This window comes from Roseofilum reptotaenium CS-1145, from assembly GCF_028330985.1.
In the GTDB taxonomy this organism is placed as follows: domain Bacteria; phylum Cyanobacteriota; class Cyanobacteriia; order Cyanobacteriales; family Desertifilaceae; genus Roseofilum; species Roseofilum reptotaenium.
On the sequence record NZ_JAQMUE010000084.1, the window covers coordinates 97553 to 119455 of the forward strand.

Here is a 21903-nt window from a genome sequence, read left to right on the forward strand (position 1 = left end):
GGATTAGAAAAATCGGTTCGTTGTTGCGCTTTAGCGCTAGAATGTTCAAAGCGCTAAAGCGCAACAACATCCCTCCTTTAGCCAGTGTCCTTACGCTTTTTTTCTGTCCTCAGCAATACGCCTCGACTGTTGCGCTTAGTGTGGTCTGCGAGTCCCCGGTGGCTACTCTTGTCTTTGCTGACCACCCTGAGCGCTTCAGTATTACCTGCGATCCAGCTTTATATTGGTAAGCTGATTATCGATCGCATCCTGAATGCCATTGGACTCCCGAGTTCTGAGTGGTCTCCCATCTTTATCTTGGTGTTTACGGTCTTTTTGCTGCATCTGTTGAGTGATAGCCTCAAGTCATTATCGACTTATACTGCTCAAATTTTAGGCGATCGTTTTAATCTCTATGCCAGTCAACTGCTGCTTAAACAGGCAGTTTACTTGGATTTAGCCCATTACGAACTGCCCGAATTTTACGATTTGTTAAGCCGGGCCCAACAAAGCGGTAGCACTTATCCCGTTCGTGCCCTAACCTACTTCACCACCTTTGTCGGCCAAGGCCTGAAATTATTTGCCCTATTGGGCCTAATTATTAGCTTTAGTCCCCTGGCAACGGTTATATTGCTGCTCAGTGCCCTACCTGCATTTATGATTAGTGTCCAATTTTCAGGTCGGCGCTTTAGAGTCCTCCGCAAACAAACTCAGAGTGGTCGATTTGCCGATTATTTACAGCAAGTTTTAACCCATCAAGATTTTGTCAAAGAAATTCGTCTGTTTAATTTGAGCGATCACCTATTAAAGAAATGGCGAGAAATTCGCTGGAAATTCAATGCAGAAATAGAAGAAATGTCTCGCCAGCAAGTTGTTGCCTTGCTCAGTTCAACTCTGATTTCTAAACTGGGATTTTATTTGACCTATTTTTGGATTGTTGCGGCAACCCTGAGTGGTGAAATTACGATTGGTTCTTTGACGATGTATTCGGGGGCATTTCGTCAATCTCAAACGGCGATCCAAGGACTGCTCGAAGAAATTGCGAAATTATATGAAGTGAATCTGCATGTCAGTCAGTTTTTTGATTTTTTAGCTCTTCAACCTTATGTAACTAATCCCGAAAATGCCCAACCCTTTCCTTCTCCTTTGCACCAAGGATTAACGTTTAAAAATGTCAGCTTCACCTACTCAGGCGCGAGCAAGCACACCTTAAAAAATATTAATTTATCCATTGCACCACAGGAAAGTATTGCTTTAGTCGGTATGAATGGAGCAGGGAAAACGACTTTACTCAAGCTGTTGACCCGGTTTTATGATGTCACATCTGGAGAGATTACGATTGATAATATTCCCATCACTCAATTAAATTTGAAGGAATTACGGCAGAATATTGGAGTGATTTTCCAAGACTTCGCTCGTTATCATTTGAGTGTCAGTGATAACATTGGGTTTGGTAATATTGACGAATATGATAATCGCGATCGCATTCGCAAAGCCGGGATTGATTCTGGGGCGGATAACGTGATTCAAGGATTAGACCATGGGTATGACAGCTTGTTAGGAAAAATCTTTCCAGGAGGAAGTGAATTATCGGGGGGACAATGGCAAAAAGTGGGGTTGGCACGGGCGTTTATGACTCCTGCACAAATCCTGATTTTAGATGAACCGACGGCTGCTTTAGATGCGATATCTGAATATGACCTCTTTCAGCGTTTCCGAAAATTGGCATCGGGTAAAATGACATTCTTGGTCAGTCATCGATTTTCTACTGTACGCATGGCCGATCGCATCATTGTCCTTGAGCAGGGGTCAATTCGAGAAATGGGTAGCCATGAGGAACTGATGGATTTGAATGGCATGTATGCCCAGATGTTTCGACTACAATCGTCTACCTATGAAATTTAGACGCGAGTGCAATCAATTCCTTAGCGTTGGAGGGTCAATCAGGTCTAACAATTTTGAGCCGCATTCTCTCTGAATGTTCTGCGAACTCAGGTTAAGATAGACAGAGCAAATTGAAGGCAACTATGAAAGGTAAAGGTTAACCTGATGAGGAAATCCCTATTTCAGGGGTCAGGAAGTTGGTTGTTTTTCCTCACCCTGATTGCTGTATTAATGGCCTGGAACTGGCGACTGGTATTGGCAACCGGTTTAGGGATGACGATGATGGTGGTTCTCTATCGGATGCAATCCTGGAACTGGGAATGGCGATGGGCCCAAATGCGACGCTGGGTAACTGGGCCGAATCGTCAGTTGGCATTCGCGGTTACGGGTGGTGGTGGGGTCACTTTAGTCACTTATATGGCGATCGCGGTCTGGATAGAGGCGGAAAATGGTTGGATAGCAGCCAGCCAAATTCTGGAAGGATTGGGCATCTTAGCCATTTTAGGACTGCTGGTGGGGCGATCGCTACTTTCCCAGTATAAGCAGCAAGAACTGGAGCTGGATCGGGTCTTGATGGATTTGACTCACCCCGAACCTCTACTACGGTTGTTGGCAGTGCGTCGGGTGAATCGGTTGCTCTATACTCGCTCTGGACAAAAAGAGTCGGAGATGATTTTTAATGCTCTGCGATTGATGCTCAGTCGCGAACAAGAACCGGTGGTGCGCGAGTCCCTTTTGCAGAGTCTGAAGGGAATGCAATCCCCTTTATCTATGGATCCCTCTGCTCGTCGCCCCCTGTCCATTCCCTTAAATCTAGAGTCTAAATCTTCACCGACCACACCCCCGTTAAAATATCCCCAGTCTCCTGAAATCCGTCGTCGCCAGTCTTTTTGACAGACGCTTCAACTGTTGTGGTCGAATCAAAAACCTATTCTAGGGATAGAAAACAAATGCGAATGGTAGCCGAATCGGACACACAATGGCTAGACTGAAACGATCCATTGGCCTAGGTTGCTCGGTACAATGAACAACGACTTCATCGTTGATAAACACTCCATGCGATCGCAGTATTCTCCCCGTCGAACCAAGATTGTTGCTACCATTGGCCCAGCTACCAGCAGTGCAGACGTGCTTCGCCAGTTAATTTTAGCGGGAGCAACGACCCTCAGACTGAACTTTTCCCACGGAACCCACGAGGATCATCAGCGCAATATCCGTCTGATCCGCCAAATCTCGTTTGAGCTGAATCGACCAGTGGGCATTTTACAAGATTTACAGGGCCCCAAGATCCGCTTGGGTAAATTCGAGCAAGGATCGGTGGTGCTGAAAAAAGGAGATCGCTTTACCTTAACGAGCGATCGCATCCTGGGCAAGCAAGATATTAGTTTTGTCAGCTACGATCGCCTGGCTGAAGAAGTACCTGTTGGCTCAACCATTCTCCTTGACGATGGTCGGGTAGAAATGAAAGTGGAAGAGATCGATCAAAAAACTGAACAACTCCACTGTCGCGTCACCGTTCCTGGAACCCTCTCCAATAACAAAGGGGTGAACTTTCCGGGGGTTTATCTCTCCGTAAAAGCGTTAACCGATAAAGACCGGGTCGATCTGGCCTTTGGTTTAGATCAAGGGGTAGACTGGATAGCGCTCTCCTTTGTCCGTAACCCCCAAGATGTTCTGGAAATTAAGGAAATTATCTCCAATGCGGGCAAACAAGTGCCGGTGATCGTCAAAATCGAAAAACATGAGGCGATCGAACAAATGGACCCAATTCTGAGCCTATCCGATGGCGTGATGGTGGCTCGTGGAGATCTGGGGGTAGAAGTCCCTGCCGAAGATGTACCCATGCTGCAAAAACGCCTGATTGCCACCGCTAACCGTCTCGGTATTCCCGTCATTACCGCAACCCAAATGCTCGATAGCATGGTTAACTCTCCCCGCGCCACCCGTGCAGAAATTTCCGATGTTGCCAACGCCATCTTAGATGGAACTGATGCGGTGATGCTCTCGAATGAAACTGCGGTGGGTAAATTTCCTGTGGAAGCTGTGGCTACGATGGCGCGCATTGCCCAACGGATCGAAAAGGAACCCCATACCCGCAACGCAGAGACCCAAGGTCGTCAGTCCATTCCCAGTGCCATTTCCAAAGGGGTCAGTCGGATTGCGGAACAGCTCAATGCAGCCGCCATTATGACTCTGACTAAAACTGGAGCAACAGCCCGTAATGTATCTAAATTCCGTCCCGAGCCTCCTATTTTAGCGATTACTCCGCAAGTTTCTGTGGCGCGGCGATTGCAGTTGGTTTGGGGAGTGGACACCCTCTTGGTGCTAGATTTACCTTCGATGAATCAGACCTTTCAAGCCGCCATTAATGCAGCCCAAGAGCAACATTTACTCCAGGAAGGGGATTTAGTTGTGATGACGGCGGGAACGTTAACTGGCGTTTCGGGTTCAACGGATTTGATTAAAGTCCAAATCGTTACGGCTGTTCTAGGTACAGGAACAGGTATTGGTCAAGGATTAGTTAGCGGTCGAGCTAGAATTGCCCAAAATGGGTTAGAGGCTACTCATTTTCATCCCGGTGATATCTTAGTTGCTCCAGAAACCGGAGCTGATTTTATTGAAGCAATTCGTAAAGCCGGGGGAATTATTGTGGAAATGGATAGTACCACTTGCCATGCCGCGATTATTGGTTTGCGCCTAGGTATTCCAGTTATTGTGGGCGTTGATCGAGCCACACAGGTCATCCGCGATGGAGAATTTGTGACCTTGGATATGGCACGAGGTTTGGTCTATTCTGGGTCATCGAGAATGTAAAAAATGTGTACAGTAGAGACAACGCACGCCTTGTCTCTACCATAGTATTGGGCGTTAGCGGGGCTTTCCGTAGGAGTTGCCTGAATTTACAGTTGGTGAGGGCGGGTTTACCTCATTAATTTGTTAGTGTCCTAGATATTGGCATAACCTGCCCCTACGAATTAATCAATAATTCCCCATTTCCCATTCCTACACTAATACTGAGTTTCACAATTTTTAAGAAATAATTATGACTCGTTTTGTCCACGACCAGTTTGCTAAAGAATATCTCCAAGAGTTGCTCAAACCTTTTGGAGAAGTGAAAATCAGTTTAGATGTGGTCTCAGAGGTTCGCGAAATAGATGTGTTTTTTATGCCATCTTCTCCGAATCCCGAAGGAATAGCTCAATTGGGACTATTGGCAACTCTAAGCCAAGTGCCAACGGTATTTGAACCTTTTCGGAATCCAGTTCAAGCAGAGGACATCCGCAGTTGTCTAGGGAAAACTTGGGATTTGGAGGCTCAACTGAGGCGTAAAGCGAACCGGGAAGAGACGGAATTTGGCGATCGCCAGATTCCCCAATTATGGATTTTATCTCCAACAGTTTCGGAAGACCTGTTAAGGAGCTTTGCGGCTTTCCCTGCACCGGAAAATTATCCCCCAGGGATCTATCCCTTGGCATCAGGGTTTAAAGCGGGAATTGTGGTGATTCATCAACTCGACAAGAGTCCAGAAACCTTGTGGTTAAGACTGTTGGGAAGGGGGAGAGTTCAAAAAGAGGCGATCGCAGAACTGAAAGCTTTGCCGGAAGTTCATCCTTTTAGAGGAAAGACGCTAGAATTGCTTTACGGGTTATTGACCCTATTAGAAAAACGTCAAGATTTAGATCGCGGCGATCGGGAGTTAATGATGGAACTAACAACCGTTTTTTTACAACGATTAGAAAGGGACGTAGAAGCAGCGACTCAACGAGGAGAGCGGATGATGGTAGAGAGCATGTTGCAAGTGAAGTTTGGGGAAATTGACGATCGCCTAGCCCAAATTATCGATCCTCTGATTGAGCGATCGCCTTTGGAGAGAACAGAAGCCATTATGAAGTTATCTCGGCAAGAGTTACTCGATCGCTTCGCGGGGAGTCGGGAGTAGGCAGTGGGGAGTCGGGAGTCGTTGCGATCGCCATGTAGGGGTGATCCATGAATCACCCCTACATTCAGTCGTAGGCTGGGTTTCCGCAATAATTTTTAATTGATATATCGATCCTTTGAGAGATCCTCTCAAGAACACTTTACCGCCCCAAGAGCTGTAAACAAAAGAAGATAACTAAGCCAAGCCAAATCCAGTTTATTAGTTTAGGGGTGGGCGCTTGAGTTTTTTTTGGGGATAATTTATGCTGAAATGGTTTAATTGGGTTGGCAACAGGAGGAAAGATATCAACGCCTAGAGTATTCGCTCTCTCACACCAGTAGCACCGACCAAAAGTACCACTATAAATATGGTTAGTGACTTGGCTACAGGATTTTAAGTGCTTAATTGCTGAGGTTAATGCGTCAAACCATTCACCTGGAGACGGTCTAGAACTGGGCGATTGATAGCCATCATTGAAACACTTTAAAAATAATCTTTTAAGTTCTGGATGCAAAATATCTAAAGGCATTCCAATTCGACTAAGCTGCATCTCACCACTTTGACTATAAGGCCATAAATTTTGGCTCACTGATTCATCTTGACCGGGTGGATCTCCCGTTCCTTTCCACTTTCCTTGAAAGGGATGAGAGCCAAACAAAAGATAATAAATAATGATCCCTAGACGAAAACGGTCATGAAATCTAGTCTGAGTTAAATTTCTCAGATCCTTACCAATTAATTCGGGTGGATTAAATCCTTCTGAACCCACTGAGCAACGATACACTTTTCCCGTTTGAGAAACTTTAACTTGAAAAGAATCTGTATCAATGATAGAAACTAAACCCAAAGCTGTCACCAGTATGTTTTGAGTCTTCATATCTCCAACTACATAGCCTTTCTGATGGATAGCTTCCATGGCTGATGCCAGATTTAGTGCCGTTATATGTAAGCAATACCAGTTAAACTTAGGACTTTTGTTCTGACGATATTTTGCATTATAAACAAAAAGAAGCTGTTGAGAATCTGGAATTTCAGGCATTAAAAAGCCGACACATTTATTTTTCGAGTAAACTAAATCAGTTGGCCAAGCGATCGAAATATGATTTTGACTTTTTGTGGGATTATCTGGTGGATTCGCTATCATAGCTTTTAATTTTTCTGTCGCTTCATTCGTTGGAGAATGATAAATTTTAGCTAAACAACCACTTCTATTAGTTCTCCAAACGGTTCCTTCCCCACCACTAGATCGCTTTTCAATCAGAGAAATAGCCTGTCCTTTACTGTTACGATAGTCAGCCATTGTTTTATTTTAACTACTAAAAAATACCAAGATATCCAAAGAATTATCGAACAAGCACCTCCACAACGGATTTTTTGTTTCTCTCTTCGAGAAGTATTAGATCCCAAGATAAGTTATTGGTGGATCTGTTTTTGCATCTTCTGTCTCGGTTTTATCCGTACTTATTATTGTCTTATCATAGACACAAACCAACATTGTTTTATCATCATCTGTTCTATCATTAACTTCAGTGGAGTTGAGCCATTCCTTTACGGATTCTTCTTCTTTTTCGCATGTTTCTTGTTCTAGCCCTTTCTCAAAAGGTTCAAAAAAACTAGCAGAAGGATGCCAGGTTCGAGTATTAATAGATAACCGTTCTAATCCATCCGTTGAAGCACAAATAAAATAGTAGTTTCCATCAGATAGAACCTTGACTTGCATATCTTCCATGGCATATTTTGATGTCACAAATGTAGTTTGATTAGCATATTCTCCTTTAGTGGGTTTAAACAAAAGCTGATAATCAGAGTTTTCCGAGCGAGCGACGATAAAACCATCTCCTATTTGCATTCCTGCTATCCAATCACGCGTGGCAATAAATAACAGCAAAGTACAAGACAAATTCTTTAAGGAATAGTCTGGATTATCTTTTTTATTATCTTTTACTTTCTCTTCTAGCTTTCTAACAACTTGATTGAAAGCGGTAGTAAAAACCCTTTCAGCCATTTGATCGGCAATAGGTTCTTGTACATTATGACCCTTGCTTATATGGATACCTAACCATTTTTGTAAGCTCTCCAGTGCTGATTGAACAGCTAACTGAGAGCCAATATCTGAGTATTTTGCACTGCCTGCACCATCAGAAACCGCACCTATAATGATATCTTCCTCTTCAAGAACTACAAAGTTTCCATAGTCTTGACAGGGGAGTTGGTTTCGTGTGTGACTGGTTCCAGTTGCAGAAGCGGCGATCGCCTTCCAAACCATAAGTTATCCTTAAATTGTAAAAATCTCAGCTAGATACCTGACCCCATCCAGGGGCAGACAATGTAATCTGTGCTCCACCCGGTTTACTATGAGAAACTCGTTCTAGAGAAGCACTCAACCACTCAAACATCGATTTGAAATCTAATCCATTTAAAAGCACAGGCGGACGTCCGGGAGGGGCAATTTGAGCCAGCGTTTGCATATCTGCGTCCTCTACGCCCACAGCGAAAAACATGATTTTTTTCTCATCCTCAGATTGCCGGACTCGGTTGGCAGCATTTTCCCAATCATCAGTCGGCGAACCATCTGTAACGAGGAAAACCCAAGGACGATAGTATTGAATGCCATTGTCTTTGTAGGTTTGTTTCCGGTCTTCGAGGATATCTAGGGCATACTCAATTGCCGATCCCATTGGAGTAAGCTCTTCTGCTTGAAGTTGTGGTGGGGAAAATTGGTCAATGGTGACAAAATCCTGGCGCATGACCACAGGGCCAAATGAAATAATCGCTATTTCTACTCTCAAAGAGGCTAGTGTATCTTGTTCAACGGCTTGCTTAAAGGTTTTTAAGCCTGAATTTAACTCCTGAATGGGCCGACCAGACATAGAGCCAGAGTTATCAAGCAATAAAACGACTGGGCAACGTGGCTCTGGATTATCAACAAATTCCGGTTTTCCTACAGGCATTTGACATTCCTCATTGAGTCAATTAACTTGAAGTCATGGTCAAAGGCTGACTAGCTACGTTAGAGTGCACAATTTTCAAATGCACTAGACAGCCGAATCTAGACTGAATCGGTTACTGTATGTGATTTTCCTTCATAATACCCTGACCGATCTCAGGACTTTGCTGATGGGCATCAGGATTTGTGTTAGAATTCCATCAGGAATTTACAGGGTACTGAGACTATGCCACCTGCTGACGAGCAATTCACTGAAGCTGCTAACTCCTGGGACTTGAAAACGCTGTACTCGGATTTAGCGGCTGTTAAGGGAAAACCGCTAACCCCCGTTGAGAAGCTGCACTTACGGGGGTTGCTTTGTGGCTATAGTCCTGGGGAAATGGCTGAAAAGCTACAAAAGAACTCGAAGGGGGTGGAAACGGATCTATGCGCTACGATTTATAAGTATGTTAAAAATTTTGTCGGTAAAGGTAGTGAAAAAATAGATAATTGGAGAACGATTAGTCAATGGATGGAGGATGCGGGGTACAAAGAGCGCTCTGTATTACAGGCTAACATTGAGCAGGATTGTCCTGATTCTAATCAGGTAAATGTGACGAATATAAAATTTGAAAATAATCAAATCAGAATTGATGTATTTTTACAGTTAACTGTACCTCTACCTCCAGAAGTTTCCTTAGAAGAAAATGAACGTTAACAAGGGGCCCAGAGCAACTTGCCTCCCAAGCCGTAGGGTGCGTTAGCCAACCATCGTAGGGTGGGCAGGAGGATAAGCTATTGATTCACCTTCGATAACTTCATTCCCTGCTCACCCTACCCGCTAACTGGTGCGTTACGCTATCGCTAACGCACCCTACTGGACTGTTTCACCTAAAATAGTGCTTTGTTTGTAGTAAGCACGAAGAGTGCTTAAAAGCCTAGCTAGAGAGGGCTAAAGCCCTCACTACAAACAAAATCTAATGCATCACATTAGATGAAACAATCCACTACATAACTACAAATCAACTGTCGATCGCAACTGTTTTCATGTCTTTAGCAAAACCTTTCACAATTCAGAGGAGGAGATAATTGAACAATGGCTACCTTAGAACATTTACGCAGTGCAGTTATTCAAATCTTAGAAGAGTTATATCATTATAATACTTCTCGTCAGGAAAAGGATGTTTTTTCGGAAATCATTTTGGATAAGGAACGAGATCATTATCTTTTGTTAGATGTGGGTTGGAAAGGAAAGCAGTATATTTACGATTCTTTTATTCACATGGATATTAAAGATGGTAAAATCTGGGTGCAACGAAATTTTACGGATGTGGATTTGGGAGAGAAGTTAGCAGCAATGGGTGTAAAGAAGCAGGATATTGTTTTGGGTTTACATTCGCCTTTTATACGCCAGTTTTCGGATTATGGAGGGGTTTAAAAAGATAACCGATTTGAGATTACAATAATTATTTAACGTTTAATCTAGAAAAAATGTCAGCAGCTACCGGTTTAGATTTAGCCCAACAAACGGAAGATTATCTAAAAACAGCCCCCAATCCAGAAGCAATGGAGGAAAAAACGGAAATCTTGCGAGAAGGATTAGTGGGTTTAGGGGCGCGATCGCTACTTGCTCTGAATGTACCTCCACCCTGGAGTGCAACACAAGGGGGTAAATTAGATTATTTTCGGTTTTTGGAAAGACTCGCTCGATATTCTGGCACTCTCAATTTTACCCAAACCCAACATCAAAGCGCAGTATCGTTTATTGCCAACGGAGACAATGAAAAGCTGAAAAGCCATTATATCCCTAAAATGAGATCGGGTGAAGTTTTAATCGGTGTATCCTATGCCCATTTGCGCCGGGAAAAACCAACATTAGAAGCGACAAAAGTTCCAGGAGGTTATCTATTCTCTGGCTATCTGCCCTGGATAACCGGTTGGAGTTTATTTCAACAGGTGGTTGTTGCCGCGAGATTGGAAGATGATAGTATTATTTTTGCCCTCATGCCGTTTGTCTCATCGGCTCAAGGAGAGTTACGATTTTCGGCTCCCATGTCTTTAGCGGCAATGTCATCAACCAATACGGTGAGTGCCGAATGCGATCGCTATTTTATTCCTGATGAAACTGTGGTTAGCCTTCAGTCCAAAGACTGGATGAAGGAAAAAGACCGCCAGAATGTTTTAAATGCAACCTTCTCTATGCTAGGTTTGGCGCGATCGGGTTTAGATATTGTCGAAAAGGCGAGTAAAACTCAAGCTGCGATCGCCCCTCAATTTTTAGTATTATCCGAGCAACTGGAGCATTTGCGTGCCAAGATTTACACAGAAAAAGAGGAACAGCGGTTGTCCCTAGAGCAACAGTTGCAACTACGCGCTCAGGCGATCGCCTTGACTCATCAATGTAGTTTAGCTACGATTATCGTTTCCAGAGGCAGCGCCAACCAAAAACATCACCCTGCACAACGCATTTATCGAGAAGCCTTAGTTTTATCGGTTATGGGACACACGAATAAGGTCATGGAAGCTACCTTAGAGCAAGTCGTCAATCAAGGGAATATTTAATTATTCAGAATTTGGACTAGGATGCGTAGCAGGTCTTCTAGATCAGCAGGGACACGGTAAAGATTGAGGTCTTGGGTGACTTGACGAGACTGGCGATCGAATTGACCAAATTGCCAAATATTGCCGGTGGAAATTGCGCCGTAGAGAAGGGTTTGATCGGACTCGATCCATTGATCGAGAGCAATCAATTCGATCGCCAGTTGCACAAAACCCCGTTCTAGATCTTCATTTTTAGCTTCGATCGCCAGGAAAACACCATCGCTTTGCAGCAAATAATCGAGGGAACCTTTGAGTTGATGGCTCACGAACACGGGATATTCAACATTGAGGGTGGCTTGGGTATAGTGCAGCACGTCCGTTAAAACCGGGGCGATCAGGAATTCCCGACGAGCCATTTCACTGGTGAGGCTAAGACGCGGGAGGCTCTCTTCAATGCGAGTTGTGAGGTCGAGTAGGCGATCGAGAGTACCGGTATACTGGGGAAATTGTAGCGATCGCCTAGAGAGTAAAACCTGAAAACATGCCAGAATATCTTGCGGCGCAAAGTTAAGCTTAAAGTAATCTGCAAAAGTATACGATTCTTCTGGCTTGATAATGGTGAATCGAGACATAGTGATACCAATTCAAATTATGATACAATGATCCCAAGTATTTATTACAGTTAAATCGTAAATCAAATGATCAATCAAGGGATTCTGGCGATCGCCGTTATCATTTCTTTCCTACTCAGTCTTGATGGTATCGCACTATCAGCACTTTTCCCTGCTCAGGAAGAGCCTCTCCAAGAGTCAGAAATTTCCATTACATATCCATCCTACGAAGCCAAAGAGCATGGGGTCGATCATTATGATGACGATCATGACGATCATGACGATGACGATGATGACGATCATGACGATCATGACGATCATGACCATGACGACGATCATGACCATGACCACCGTTATGGTCTCCCGACTACGAAACGCTAATCATACGTTTATCTGAATCTACAATCAGAGGAGAAAGTTAGCCCATGAATATAGCCTTTCTCTAATAGATGAGAGACAGATTTAGTCCCCTCTCCCGTACGAAACCCCTACAGGATTAGCACGGGAGAGGGGGTTAGGGGTCAGAGCTATACTTCACGCCAAATAGAAAGGCCATAGTTCTTGCCTAAACTTACCAGACGAATTATTTCTGGAAATTCAATGTTTGGCTCAAAAAAACCAGGTTTCGTGCGATCGCTGGCTATTAACTGCCATAACTGACAAGATAGAGTCTCTAATGCAGAACTCTTCCCTGGATATAACAAATAAAAATTGTTTGTAGGGGCGAAAAAATCTTCGCCTCTACCAGATAAGGTTACTCTAATCTCCCTAGAACAACGTATAAATAAACGGTGCAATCACAGACGCTTGACTGAGGATAATCAAAGCACCCACCATTACCAAACTAATAATTAACGGCAACAGCCAATACTTTTTACGCTCTCCTAAAAAAGCCCAAAGATCTTCAAAAAATTCCATATATGACACTCCAATGCCTTTAAATTAACAATTGACTAAAATGGATATTCTAAACTCTTCGCTGTTCTGGGATGGGAAGGAATTCGATACGTCTCCACCGGTTTACGCCATTCTCGACGCATGGGGTCGCCTCCAAACCGTTTTCTCAGAAATCCCATCGGCACGATCATCCCATAAAAAATAATCCCTAAAATCAAGCGGGTATTAATCCAACCCATCATCAAACCAAAGCGGGCAAAACCTTGATAAAACGGGTCGAGAGTTTTCGGCGCAACTAATGCCCAAGCCCAGAAAATACCCAGCACAATCCAGGGCCACAGGGCACTACTATGACCGAGGATCAATGGCCAGATAATCCCAAAAACTAAACCCACCATTACTCCAAACAGGAGACCAAATTGGCGGAGTTCTTTTGTATTGAGTTTTTTGATTGGCTGCATAATGATTAATCGTGATTTGTAGTTTCTTTTCTTCGGTAGTGAACTTCTAATCCTAGGATTAAACCCCCCTACCCCCTATCTCCCCATTCCCCCATCCCATTTTTCAAGGGAGAATGAAACAGCGTTTCCGCAAGCGGACGTGAAAGGGGAGGTTGGGGGGATCAAAAACCTAATCTAATTCAAACTCTGTCTTCCAAGACTCATCTTTTTCCCAAGCGGGTTGGTCAGTCTTAGCTAACAAGAAATTTTCCAGAACCAGATAATCCATTTCGGTACGCATGAAGCAGCGATACGCATCTTCTGGAGTACAAACAATCGGTTCTCCGCGCACATTAAAGGACGTATTCACAATCAGACCGCAACCCGTCAGTTTATCAAAATGACTGATTAAGCTGTGATAGCGAGGATTGGTTTCCCGGTGAACGGTTTGGATACGCGCCGAATAGTCCACGTGGGTAATGGCAGGAATTTCTGAGCGGGGAATATTGAGTTTTTCAATCCCAAATAGTTGTTTTTGCTCCTCTGTCATTGGAATACGCAACGATTCCTTAACTGGAGCCACCATCAGCATATAGGGACTGGGACTATATTGCTCGAAGAAATCCGAAACGCGCTCGGCCAAAACGGAAGGAGCAAAGGGACGGAAAGACTCTCGATACTTAATTTTCAGATTCATCACCGACTGCATTTTCGGCGACCTGGGGTCACCAATAATGGAGCGTCCACCCAATGCACGGGGGCCAAACTCCATCCGCCCTTGGAACCAGCCCACCACATTTTCATTCGCCAAAATTTCGGCTAACCGAGGCATCAGTTCCGCATCATCCAGGCAAACATAGGAGGCTTTCACCACGTTCAAATAGTCGAGAATTTCAGCATCGGAGAACTTCGGTCCCAAATAAGACCCACGCATTTGGTCTTGTACGGGAGCAGCAATTTTTTCTGGGGTTAAGGTTCCCACTGTTGCTGTAGCTGTTTCTTTAGCATTACTGAACACTACAGGCGTTTTCTCGGCTGTCACTGTGCGTGGCATACTGTGGTATTCGTACCAAGCAGATAGAGCAGCTCCTAACGCTCCACCCGCGTCGCCAGCAGCCGGTTGTACCCAGACTTCCTTAAATCCACATTCGCGTAAAATCCGACCATTGGCGACGCAGTTGAGGGCAACTCCACCGGCTAAACAGAGGTTTTCCACCTGGAGTTCTTTTTTCACTGTATTCGCCAGACGGATGACCACATCTTCAGTCACCCACTGGATGGAGCTGGCGATGTCCATTTCTCGCTGACTGATGGGGGTTTCGGGTTTCCGGGGAGGGCTGCCAAAGAGGTCATCAAACTTGCTGTTGGTCATCGTCAGACCGGTGGCATAGTTGAAGTAATCCATGTTTAACCGGAATGTGCCATCGTCTTTGACATCAATCAGGTTGCTGAGGATGGTGTCAATATATTTGGGTTCACCATAGGGCGCGAGTCCCATGAGTTTGTATTCCCCAGAGTTGACTTTGAAGCCGGTGTAGTAGGTGAAGGCAGAATAGAGTAAGCCCAAGGAGTGGGGAAAGTCGATTTGCCATTGGGGAATGAGCTGGTTTCCTTCTCCGAGCCAGGCGGTGGTGGTTGCCCATTCGCCAACACCGTCGAGACAAAGAATGGCGGCCCTCTCAAAGGGACTGGGGAAGAAGGCGGAGGCTGCGTGGGACTGGTGATGCTCGGTGAACATCAGTTTGGGCAGCTCGGTTTTCTTGCACTGGCCGATTTCTGAGAGTTCGGTTCTTAATACAGTTTTGAGATAGAGCTTTTCTTTTAACCAGATGGGCATAGCCGCCAGGAATGAGCGAAACCCTCTGGGGGCATAGCTGAGGTAGGTTTCCAGGAGCCGTTCAAATTTGAGTAGGGGTTTGTCGTAGAAGACGATATGATCTAGGTCAGAGATCGTGGTTTGAGCTGTTTCCAGGCAATAGGCGATCGCATGTTTTGGAAACCGTGGATCGTGCTTCTTGCGCGAAAATCGCTCTTCCTGCGCTGCCGCAACGATTTCGCCATCACAGACGATTGCCGCCGCGCTATCATGATAAAACGCTGAAATTCCTAGGATCTTCATTTAGTTCACCCCTACGCCAGTTAATTTAAGCCAATTTTGGGATTTTTTTGGGATCATGAATAGAGATTGTAACTTAGGGTTTACCCTATAAGCACTGTGTTCACTATTTTCAGGAAAGACGAACATCGGTTCGCTCTCATCTTGGACTACCTTAATGATTACGATCGCTTGGCATAATCTTCAGGTGCGTTCATATTGTAAACTTTCTTAATGATTAAACCGACAAAATCCCTCAAAGTCAATAAAGTCTCTCAAGTTGCCCTTCTATTGATCTGCTGGATTGGCATCCCTTGGATTATCGTTGAGATAGCCATGATCCTGCTCGATCCCTTTCTCTTCAAGGGTTTCTACCAGTATGATCCCGACATGGGCTTTCGAGTCAGACCCGATACATTAGGCTCAAACCGTTTTGGATTTAACGACCAAGACTATCCCCTTGAGCGAGTTTCCGGAACGGTGAGAATGATGATTGTTGGTGATTCGTTCAACTGGGCGGGGGGGTTAGAGGGTAACTATACGACCCTACTCGAAAATCAGTTCGCTCAAACCCCAGATTTACCTCCTGTAGAAGTTATTAATGCAGGCTATCCCATGACCCATGCTGGGGAGCAGTTAATTATGTTGCAGAAATTCGGTTTGCAATATCAACCAGATTTAGTTATCTTGGGGGTTTTTGTGGGTAATGATTTTATTGATGCCGACCCCTACCGCAAGCGTATTGTGGTCAATGATACTCAAATTGATATTGATAAACGCAACGAAATTCAGATATTAGGATATCCAATTATTTTTAAGTCTCGCCTATGGATGTTTATCGAGCAAAAATATAAGGTTTTTCAAGAAACTGCTCAAATTGAACAACCGGCATGGGCCAACCCGACTCCACAAGAGGAACAGGGTACATTTACCGAGGAAACTTTCTTAAAAATTCAGCGAGCCAGATTAGAGTTTTGTAATCTTAGAGCGCACGCAGAAGGTAAATATGATGATAGAATTAAATACTTGTTTGACAGTATTACCCAAATGAAGCAGATTTTGGCGGAGCGCCAAATCGAATTTAAAGTAGCGATTTATCCCGATGAGTTTCAAGTTAGTCAAGCCTTAGCCGATCAACTCTTTGAAACGTATCAACTCAATCGGGAAGACTACGATCTAAATCTGATGCAAAAGTTGCTCATTGAGTTTCTGGATCAAGAGGGGATTCCTTATATTAATATGCTCGATAAATTCCGTCAAGTGGGTCAAACCCAAACCTTATATTTACTCAGAGATACCCATTGGAATCTGGCAGGGAATCAATTAGCATCAGATATTTTATATCAAAATTTATTGGATGAGGTTAAAACCAAATAATATGAAAGGGTGGCAGAAACTCAATTTTCGTAGAGTAGTTAATTGGGCATTTTTAGGATTTCTGTGGATAGGGGTTCCCTGGTTAGCCGCAGAACTGTTTATGATCGTGATGGAACCTTATCTATTTAAGGGTTTTTTCCAGTATGATGCAGATCTGGGATTTCGAGTCAATCCTGAGACTCCTGGCACGAATAAATTTGGGTTTAACGATCGCGATTATCCCCTAGAGAAAGCACCGGGAACCTACCGCATTGTAGTCGTTGGAGATTCCTATAGCTGGGCAGGCAATCTAGATGGCAACTATACGGCACTCTTAGAACAACAGTTTGAAGACTATTATGGAGCGCCCAAAGTTGAGGTGATTAATGTGGGGTTTCCCATGGCCGATCCGCCTATGTATTTGGGAATGCTGCAAAAATATGGTTTAAAGTTTAATCCCGATCTCGTGGTTTTGGGCTTTTTTGTGGGCAATGATTTGCATACGCCAGTCAATCAAAAACGGATTGTTCTTAACGATACGTTTATCGATATCGATCGCACTAAAGAATTGAAGATCTTGGGATATCCTATCATTGGACAATCTAGAGTTAAGATGTTTTTACAGCAACGCTATCGAATTTTTCAGGAGCAACTGAAACTGCAACAAGCTCAACAGGAAAATCAAGGAAAATTTGAACTGATTGAGGGAGCGATCGCCCAAGATACTCCCACTCCGAATCCTAGCCCTGAAACTGCCCCCATCTATTCAGAAGAAACTTTTTTAGACATTGAACGCTGGAAGCTGGAAATTAATAACTTACCCGCCTATCAAGCAGGAAAATTTACCCCTCAGTTTGAATATTCTCTGCAAGCAGTTGTGAAAATGGCAGAGCTGCTGAAAGAAAAAAATATTCCCTTTGTGGTGGCGCTTTACCCTTCAGAATACCAAATCGATCAAACTCTGGCGAGTAAAATTTTTACTGAGTATGAACTTAATCCTGAAGATTATGATTTAGAACTGCCTCAAAAAGTGGTTATTGAAACGCTAGAGGCTCATGGTATTGACTATTTAGATATGTTAGAGCCTTTTCAAGAAGCAGGCAAAGAACAAGTCCTCTATATTTTACGCGATACCCACTGGAATTTAACCGGTAATCAATTAGCCGCTAATCTATTATTTAACACCTTAAAACCTCAAGTCGATGCCCAACTTCGGTAATACAAAAGTTTCTACTTTTAGGTAATAATCCTGCGTATATCTACCCTTCTTAACCCATTAGTGATTACCCATTACCTATTACCAGTCCTATATTTCAGTAACAATTATTCATTTTGGTCAGCTCTAGAGTCCGGTAAAATAAGACCAGTCCATTAGGATTGCATCAAAAATCATTGCCATCTAAGATTCAAGGTGAGTATGGCCCATGAACTTGGAATCCCATCCATTTATTAGTTATTTTGAACCCGATCAAGTCGCTCAATTGTGCGATCTGGCGGATATGATCGAGTTTGACCAACCAACTGTGATTTTTGAAGAAGGTGAAGTTCCGGATGGACTCTATCTGGTGTTAGCCGGTCAAGTTGAATTTAGCAAGATGATCGATACTGAGAAATATCAAACGATCGCCTTAGCTAAGGAAAATGATTTTTTTGGAGAATTTGGTGTCTTAGATGGGAAACCGAGAAGTGCCAGAGCAACAGCCGCTGAAGGAAGTATTTTAGCGAAAATTCCCCAAGATAAACTGATGGATATTTTACAAAATAGCAAAGGGGAAGTGATTTTAGCCCTCTTCCGGCATATTATCCATCATATTCGCATTACGACCACCCAATATGTGAATCAAATTGTCCATAAACAAAAAATGGTGTTGGTGGGCGAAATGGTGAATACCATTATCCATGACTTCAAAAGTCCCTTTAATGGCATTCAGCTCTCAAGTTCTATGCTCCAAGAGATGCACTCTGATGAAGAAACTCAAGAATGGTGCGATCTGATTCAAGCGCAAATTACCCGCATGTTGGGAATGGCGGAAGAAGTTTTAGAATTTTCTAAAGGCCATGCCACCCTCTATCGGCAACCGATACAACTGTCAGACTTATTGAAACAGTTTGAAAAGCTCAATCGAATTTACTTGCACTCTGCTCAAGTGGAGTGGGTCGTGCAGATTGAACCGGTGGAAATTTATGCTGATTTTAATAAGCTGTTGCGAGTTCTGCAAAACATCATTACTAATGCAGTAGAAGCGTTTGAAGGAAAAGGTGGCCGCATCGAAGTAACGGCTAAAAGCCAGGCTGAATGTGTGGCGATCCAGATTCGGGATAATGGCCCAGGCATTCCGAAAGCGATTCAAGAAGACTTCTTTGAGGCCTTTGTCACCCATGGCAAGCGGGGGGGAACGGGACTGGGAACGGCGATCGCCAAATCCATTATTGATGCTCACCAGGGCCAAATTAGCTTTGAATCTGAAGAGCAACAAGGGACTACCTTTACCATCCGTCTCCCTCGTTAACCGAATTCAGGGTATATAGCGCTTTGCGCTAGGGAATAGAGAGTAGGGTTGGGGTATATGGCAAGACAAAACTCAACACTGTATTTCATGGGCAGCGAAAAGCGCTATAACAATGGTTCTGGTCGTTTCCATAAAAAATTCTGATGAAAGAATATTGGGGTGAGGGGTCTCACCCCTCATTTGTATGTTATATTGAATTTGATGCACCCTGATGGACGCCCACTTGTGGGGCGTTTTTTTATTTTAAAAGCGCTTTGTGTTGGTAATGGGTAATTAGGGAACAGGCAATAGGGAATAGGTAATCTCCCCATTCCCCTATTCCCGGACTTAACCCAAATATTTAGCCACGGTTTGCACGTCTTTGTCACCCCGCCCGGAACAGTTGATAACCATGCGAGGATTGCCTTCGAGTTGGGGACAGAGGGTTTCTAAATAGGCGATCGCATGAGACGTTTCTAGAGCAGGAATAATACCTTCTAATTTCGATAAGCGCTCAAAGGCAGCCACCGCCTCGCGATCTGTCACGCTATAGTACTCAGCCCGTTCCGTTTGCTTCAAATAGCTATGCTCTGGGCCAACTCCGGGATAATCTAAGCCAGCACTAATCGAATGGGCTTCAATCACCTGACCATCTTCATCTTGGAGCAGATAGCTCATCGCTCCGTGTAACACACCCACTTGGCCTTGGGTGAGGGTTGCCGCGTGCTTATCCGTATTCACCCCTTCTCCGGCTGCTTCCACACCAATGAGGCGCACAGAACTTTCCTTAACAAACTCATAAAAGAGTCCCATGGCATTCGATCCACCACCAACACAAGCTAAAAGAATATCGGGTAGTCCGCCCCATTTTTCCCAAGCTTGGGCGCGGGTTTCTTCACCAATAATGGTATGAAAGTCTCTCACCATCATAGGGTAAGGATGGGGCCCGGCAACTGAACCTAAGATGTAGTGAGTTGTTTCCACATTCGTTACCCAGTCGCGAATGGCTTCTGAGGTAGCATCTTTGAGGGTTCCGGTTCCCGCTTCTACGGGGCAAACTTCAGCTCCCAGTAGTCGCATCCGAAAGACATTGAGTTTTTGGCGCTCCATATCGTGAACGCCCATATAAATCACGCAGTTTAGACCAAAGCGGGCGCAAACCGTGGCAGTGGCGACTCCATGTTGTCCGGCTCCGGTTTCAGCAATAATACGCTGTTTACCCATACGCTTGGCCAGGAGAACTTGAGCTAGGGCATTATTGATTTTATGAGCGCCGGTATGGTTGAGGTCTTCTCGTTTGAGATAGATTTGGGGCCCAGTACCATCGGGTTTACGGTAGTGTGCGGTGAGTCGTTCGGCGAAGTACAGGGGACTGGGACGACCGACATAATCACGGAGTAGGCCTTGGAGTTCGGCTTGAAATTCAGGGTTGTGGCGATAATGAGCGTAGGCTTGCTCTAGTTCGGCTAGGGCAGGCATGAGGGTTTCTGGGACGTATTTGCCGCCAAACTGACCAAAACGGCCGAGGAGATCGGGGACGGAGGCAATCGTTTGAGCTGGATGGGTTGGAGTTGTAGTCACAGGGATTCTTATGATACGAATAGGACACGATCGTATTCTAAGCACCTGTGAGCATCACATCAATATGGGGAAGAGGCGATCGCCTCTTCTTGATCCTGAAAAAGAAAAGCAAAGAATTTAGAAACAGGGTTTCTCTGAATATATTGGCTCGTTTTCTCAATTGATTTTTATCTTGCTAGTCCAATCATTATGCTCTCTGTAGTGAACGAGTGGTTAAAATATCGTTCCTGGTTAAGGGTTTTACTACAGAGAGTGGAACTGTAATCACTTAGATCGATTCACCAACTGCATTGAACGTGTCTAGGATGCAACCGGTTTCACCACTGCCGGAGTGGGGAATAAAATCGATCAGGGTGGTGATATCTCCTTGATAAATTCCATATTCTGGAACATCTTGGAGTAAGAAAATTTCTTGATAATGTTCTAAATTCATGGCTTTATTCTCGATAAGGTTTTAGAGTGACAAAATAAAATTGATCGTCAATCAATCGCTGTAACCCAATCGTGACTACAAGTAATAGACAATCATTTACTCCTTCTAGTTCACCGATAACTTGATAATATGTACCGTCCTACACCACTTGTCGGATTCCATTGCGATCGCGTGGAGATTTAGAAACCTGGTTTCTATCAGTATCTTGGCTCATTCTCTCAAGGTAGGGAGCAACCCGGTTCCTTTGGAGTTGGCGATTGCCCTAGGACATCAATTCCTCTTCTATGCTCACCCCTATTCTCCCGAATGTGATTTAGATCGCGTTGACATCTATCGCAACATCTTGTTACATTACTTAATAAGTCAGGACACAAAACTTCACAAACTAGGAGACAGTCATGATTTACTTCGTTTTTCTTAGCCTCGTTATTGTTGCGGGTTGGTTAGCTGCTTCTGTGATCGGAAGCACAGCTTATTTCCAAGGTGAACAAAACTAATCACCACTTCCCATAATCCCACTGAAACGCTTTAGCGTTTACCTCAATCTGTCACTGGAAAGTAATCAATCACATAAGGAGAACATCATGGTTGACCTAGTTATTCTTGCACTTGTCGTTGTTGCCGGTTGGTTAGCTGCTTCAGTTATCGGAAGTGTAGCTTACTTTCAAGGTGACAAAAGCTAATAGAGACCTCCGATAATACTACGGAAGTTCTAAAACAGTTGAGTCCCTTGCCTTCGTCTTTCACTGCAA

20 protein-coding genes are annotated in these 21903 nt (G+C 44.1%); 11 read left to right on the forward strand and 9 right to left on the reverse strand.

All coding sequences use genetic code 11. From position 1 onward, the window contains the following. Window positions 1-84 precede the first annotated feature (84 nt). The 4 genes from PN466_RS18795 to PN466_RS18810 all read left to right on the forward strand — a co-directional run bounded on the left by PN466_RS18795 (window position 85) and on the right by PN466_RS18810 (window position 5803). Window positions 85-1884: an ABC transporter ATP-binding protein gene (locus tag PN466_RS18795; RefSeq protein ID WP_271942327.1), complete on the forward strand. Its 1800-nt coding sequence runs from the start codon at window positions 85-87 to the stop codon at window positions 1882-1884. Between the two features lie 144 nt (window positions 1885-2028). Next, entirely contained in the window at window positions 2029-2757 is a 729-nt protein-coding gene (locus tag PN466_RS18800) for a hypothetical protein (protein ID WP_271942329.1), read from the forward strand. A 162-nt stretch (window positions 2758-2919) separates the two neighbouring features. Then, window positions 2920-4677, forward strand: a complete 1758-nt coding sequence (pyk, locus tag PN466_RS18805; protein WP_271942410.1) for a pyruvate kinase — start codon at window positions 2920-2922, stop codon at window positions 4675-4677. 229 nt (window positions 4678-4906) lie between these two features. Next, window positions 4907-5803, forward strand: coding sequence for a hypothetical protein (locus tag PN466_RS18810; RefSeq protein ID WP_271942332.1), 897 nt, complete (start codon window positions 4907-4909; stop codon window positions 5801-5803). A 139-nt stretch (window positions 5804-5942) separates the two neighbouring features. On the opposite strand, the gene PN466_RS18815 is transcribed toward PN466_RS18810, so the two are convergent. The 3 genes from PN466_RS18815 to PN466_RS18825 form a co-directional block, all read right to left on the reverse strand. Beyond that, the gene (locus PN466_RS18815; protein ID WP_271942335.1) at window positions 5943-7082 is read right to left on the reverse strand and encodes a helix-hairpin-helix domain-containing protein; all 1140 of its coding nucleotides are present in this window, start codon (window positions 7080-7082) and stop codon (window positions 5943-5945) included. A 96-nt stretch (window positions 7083-7178) separates the two neighbouring features. Further along, on the reverse strand, window positions 7179-8048 hold the full coding sequence (locus PN466_RS18820) for a PP2C family serine/threonine-protein phosphatase (protein WP_271942337.1): 870 nt from the start codon (window positions 8046-8048) through the stop codon (window positions 7179-7181). Window positions 8049-8073: 25 nt separating this feature from the next. Next, window positions 8074-8733: a vWA domain-containing protein gene (locus PN466_RS18825; protein ID WP_271942340.1), complete on the reverse strand. Its 660-nt coding sequence runs from the start codon at window positions 8731-8733 to the stop codon at window positions 8074-8076. Between the two features lie 222 nt (window positions 8734-8955). Here PN466_RS18825 and PN466_RS18830 point away from each other — a divergent pair, with 222 nt between their 5' ends. From PN466_RS18830 to PN466_RS18840, 3 genes are all read left to right on the forward strand, one after another. Beyond that, complete coding sequence (locus PN466_RS18830; RefSeq protein ID WP_271942343.1) at window positions 8956-9426, forward strand: helix-turn-helix domain-containing protein; 471 nt, start codon at window positions 8956-8958, stop codon at window positions 9424-9426. Window positions 9427-9804: 378 nt separating this feature from the next. After that, window positions 9805-10146: a XisI protein gene (locus PN466_RS18835; protein WP_271942345.1), complete on the forward strand. Its 342-nt coding sequence runs from the start codon at window positions 9805-9807 to the stop codon at window positions 10144-10146. 53 nt (window positions 10147-10199) lie between these two features. Beyond that, on the forward strand, window positions 10200-11270 hold the full coding sequence (locus tag PN466_RS18840; protein ID WP_271942348.1) for an acyl-CoA dehydrogenase family protein: 1071 nt from the start codon (window positions 10200-10202) through the stop codon (window positions 11268-11270). Here PN466_RS18840 and PN466_RS18845 read toward each other — a convergent pair. Next, window positions 11267-11881 (reverse strand): hypothetical protein, encoded by a 615-nt coding sequence (locus PN466_RS18845; RefSeq protein WP_271942351.1) that lies wholly within the window; start codon window positions 11879-11881, stop codon window positions 11267-11269. The genes PN466_RS18840 and PN466_RS18845 overlap by 4 nt on opposite strands. Window positions 11882-11947: 66 nt before the next feature. Here PN466_RS18845 and PN466_RS18850 point away from each other — a divergent pair, with 66 nt between their 5' ends. Continuing rightward, window positions 11948-12241: a hypothetical protein gene (locus tag PN466_RS18850; protein WP_271942354.1), complete on the forward strand. Its 294-nt coding sequence runs from the start codon at window positions 11948-11950 to the stop codon at window positions 12239-12241. A gap of 387 nt (window positions 12242-12628) precedes the next feature. Here the strand turns inward: PN466_RS18850 and PN466_RS18855 are convergent, their stop codons facing one another. The 3 genes from PN466_RS18855 to PN466_RS18865 form a co-directional block, all read right to left on the reverse strand. Beyond that, on the reverse strand, window positions 12629-12778 hold the full coding sequence (locus PN466_RS18855; protein WP_271942356.1) for a DUF5989 family protein: 150 nt from the start codon (window positions 12776-12778) through the stop codon (window positions 12629-12631). A gap of 35 nt (window positions 12779-12813) precedes the next feature. Then, window positions 12814-13218: an SxtJ family membrane protein gene (locus PN466_RS18860; protein WP_271942358.1), complete on the reverse strand. Its 405-nt coding sequence runs from the start codon at window positions 13216-13218 to the stop codon at window positions 12814-12816. A gap of 169 nt (window positions 13219-13387) precedes the next feature. Next, window positions 13388-15316 carry a carbamoyltransferase family protein gene (locus PN466_RS18865; RefSeq protein ID WP_271942361.1) on the reverse strand — a complete coding sequence of 643 codons (1929 nt, stop codon included), beginning with the start codon at window positions 15314-15316 and terminating at the stop codon, window positions 13388-13390. Between the two features lie 210 nt (window positions 15317-15526). Here PN466_RS18865 and PN466_RS18870 point away from each other — a divergent pair, with 210 nt between their 5' ends. The 3 genes from PN466_RS18870 (at window position 15527) to PN466_RS18880 (ending at window position 19158) form a co-directional block, all read left to right on the forward strand. Further along, a complete protein-coding gene (locus tag PN466_RS18870; RefSeq protein ID WP_271942364.1) occupies window positions 15527-16669 on the forward strand; it encodes an alginate O-acetyltransferase AlgX-related protein in 1143 nt (380 codons plus the stop codon). 1 nt (window position 16670) lies between these two features. After that, the gene (locus PN466_RS18875) at window positions 16671-17867 is read left to right on the forward strand and encodes an alginate O-acetyltransferase AlgX-related protein (RefSeq protein ID WP_271942367.1); all 1197 of its coding nucleotides are present in this window, start codon (window positions 16671-16673) and stop codon (window positions 17865-17867) included. A gap of 205 nt (window positions 17868-18072) precedes the next feature. Beyond that, on the forward strand, window positions 18073-19158 hold the full coding sequence (locus PN466_RS18880; protein ID WP_271942370.1) for an ATP-binding protein: 1086 nt from the start codon (window positions 18073-18075) through the stop codon (window positions 19156-19158). 327 nt (window positions 19159-19485) lie between these two features. On the opposite strand, the gene trpB is transcribed toward PN466_RS18880, so the two are convergent. Both trpB and PN466_RS18890 read right to left on the reverse strand, forming a co-directional pair. Further along, entirely contained in the window at window positions 19486-20718 is a 1233-nt protein-coding gene (gene trpB / locus PN466_RS18885; RefSeq protein ID WP_271942373.1) for a tryptophan synthase subunit beta, read from the reverse strand. 268 nt (window positions 20719-20986) lie between these two features. Then, window positions 20987-21151: a DUF4926 domain-containing protein gene (locus PN466_RS18890; protein WP_271942376.1), complete on the reverse strand. Its 165-nt coding sequence runs from the start codon at window positions 21149-21151 to the stop codon at window positions 20987-20989. Between the last annotated feature and the right edge of the window lie 752 nt (window positions 21152-21903).

Excerpts from the sequence above, each read along its gene's own strand:
- PN466_RS18800 (WP_271942329.1), top strand. The coding sequence starts at position 2,029 with ATGAGGAAATCCCTATTTCAGGGGTCAGGAAGTTGGTTGTTTTTCCTC.
- pyk (WP_271942410.1), top strand. The coding sequence starts at position 2,920 with ATGCGATCGCAGTATTCTCCCCGTCGAACCAAGATTGTTGCTACCATT.
- PN466_RS18810 (WP_271942332.1), top strand. The coding sequence starts at position 4,907 with ATGACTCGTTTTGTCCACGACCAGTTTGCTAAAGAATATCTCCAAGAG.
- PN466_RS18815 (WP_271942335.1), bottom strand. The coding sequence starts at position 7,082 with ATGGCTGACTATCGTAACAGTAAAGGACAGGCTATTTCTCTGATTGAA.
- PN466_RS18820 (WP_271942337.1), bottom strand. The coding sequence starts at position 8,048 with ATGGTTTGGAAGGCGATCGCCGCTTCTGCAACTGGAACCAGTCACACA.
- PN466_RS18825 (WP_271942340.1), bottom strand. The coding sequence starts at position 8,733 with ATGCCTGTAGGAAAACCGGAATTTGTTGATAATCCAGAGCCACGTTGC.
- PN466_RS18830 (WP_271942343.1), top strand. The coding sequence starts at position 8,956 with ATGCCACCTGCTGACGAGCAATTCACTGAAGCTGCTAACTCCTGGGAC.
- PN466_RS18835 (WP_271942345.1), top strand. The coding sequence starts at position 9,805 with ATGGCTACCTTAGAACATTTACGCAGTGCAGTTATTCAAATCTTAGAA.
- PN466_RS18840 (WP_271942348.1), top strand. The coding sequence starts at position 10,200 with ATGTCAGCAGCTACCGGTTTAGATTTAGCCCAACAAACGGAAGATTAT.
- PN466_RS18845 (WP_271942351.1), bottom strand. The coding sequence starts at position 11,881 with ATGTCTCGATTCACCATTATCAAGCCAGAAGAATCGTATACTTTTGCA.
- PN466_RS18850 (WP_271942354.1), top strand. The coding sequence starts at position 11,948 with ATGATCAATCAAGGGATTCTGGCGATCGCCGTTATCATTTCTTTCCTA.
- PN466_RS18855 (WP_271942356.1), bottom strand. The coding sequence starts at position 12,778 with ATGGAATTTTTTGAAGATCTTTGGGCTTTTTTAGGAGAGCGTAAAAAG.
- PN466_RS18860 (WP_271942358.1), bottom strand. The coding sequence starts at position 13,218 with ATGCAGCCAATCAAAAAACTCAATACAAAAGAACTCCGCCAATTTGGT.
- PN466_RS18865 (WP_271942361.1), bottom strand. The coding sequence starts at position 15,316 with ATGAAGATCCTAGGAATTTCAGCGTTTTATCATGATAGCGCGGCGGCA.
- PN466_RS18870 (WP_271942364.1), top strand. The coding sequence starts at position 15,527 with ATGATTAAACCGACAAAATCCCTCAAAGTCAATAAAGTCTCTCAAGTT.
- PN466_RS18875 (WP_271942367.1), top strand. The coding sequence starts at position 16,671 with ATGAAAGGGTGGCAGAAACTCAATTTTCGTAGAGTAGTTAATTGGGCA.
- PN466_RS18880 (WP_271942370.1), top strand. The coding sequence starts at position 18,073 with ATGAACTTGGAATCCCATCCATTTATTAGTTATTTTGAACCCGATCAA.
- PN466_RS18890 (WP_271942376.1), bottom strand. The coding sequence starts at position 21,151 with ATGAATTTAGAACATTATCAAGAAATTTTCTTACTCCAAGATGTTCCA.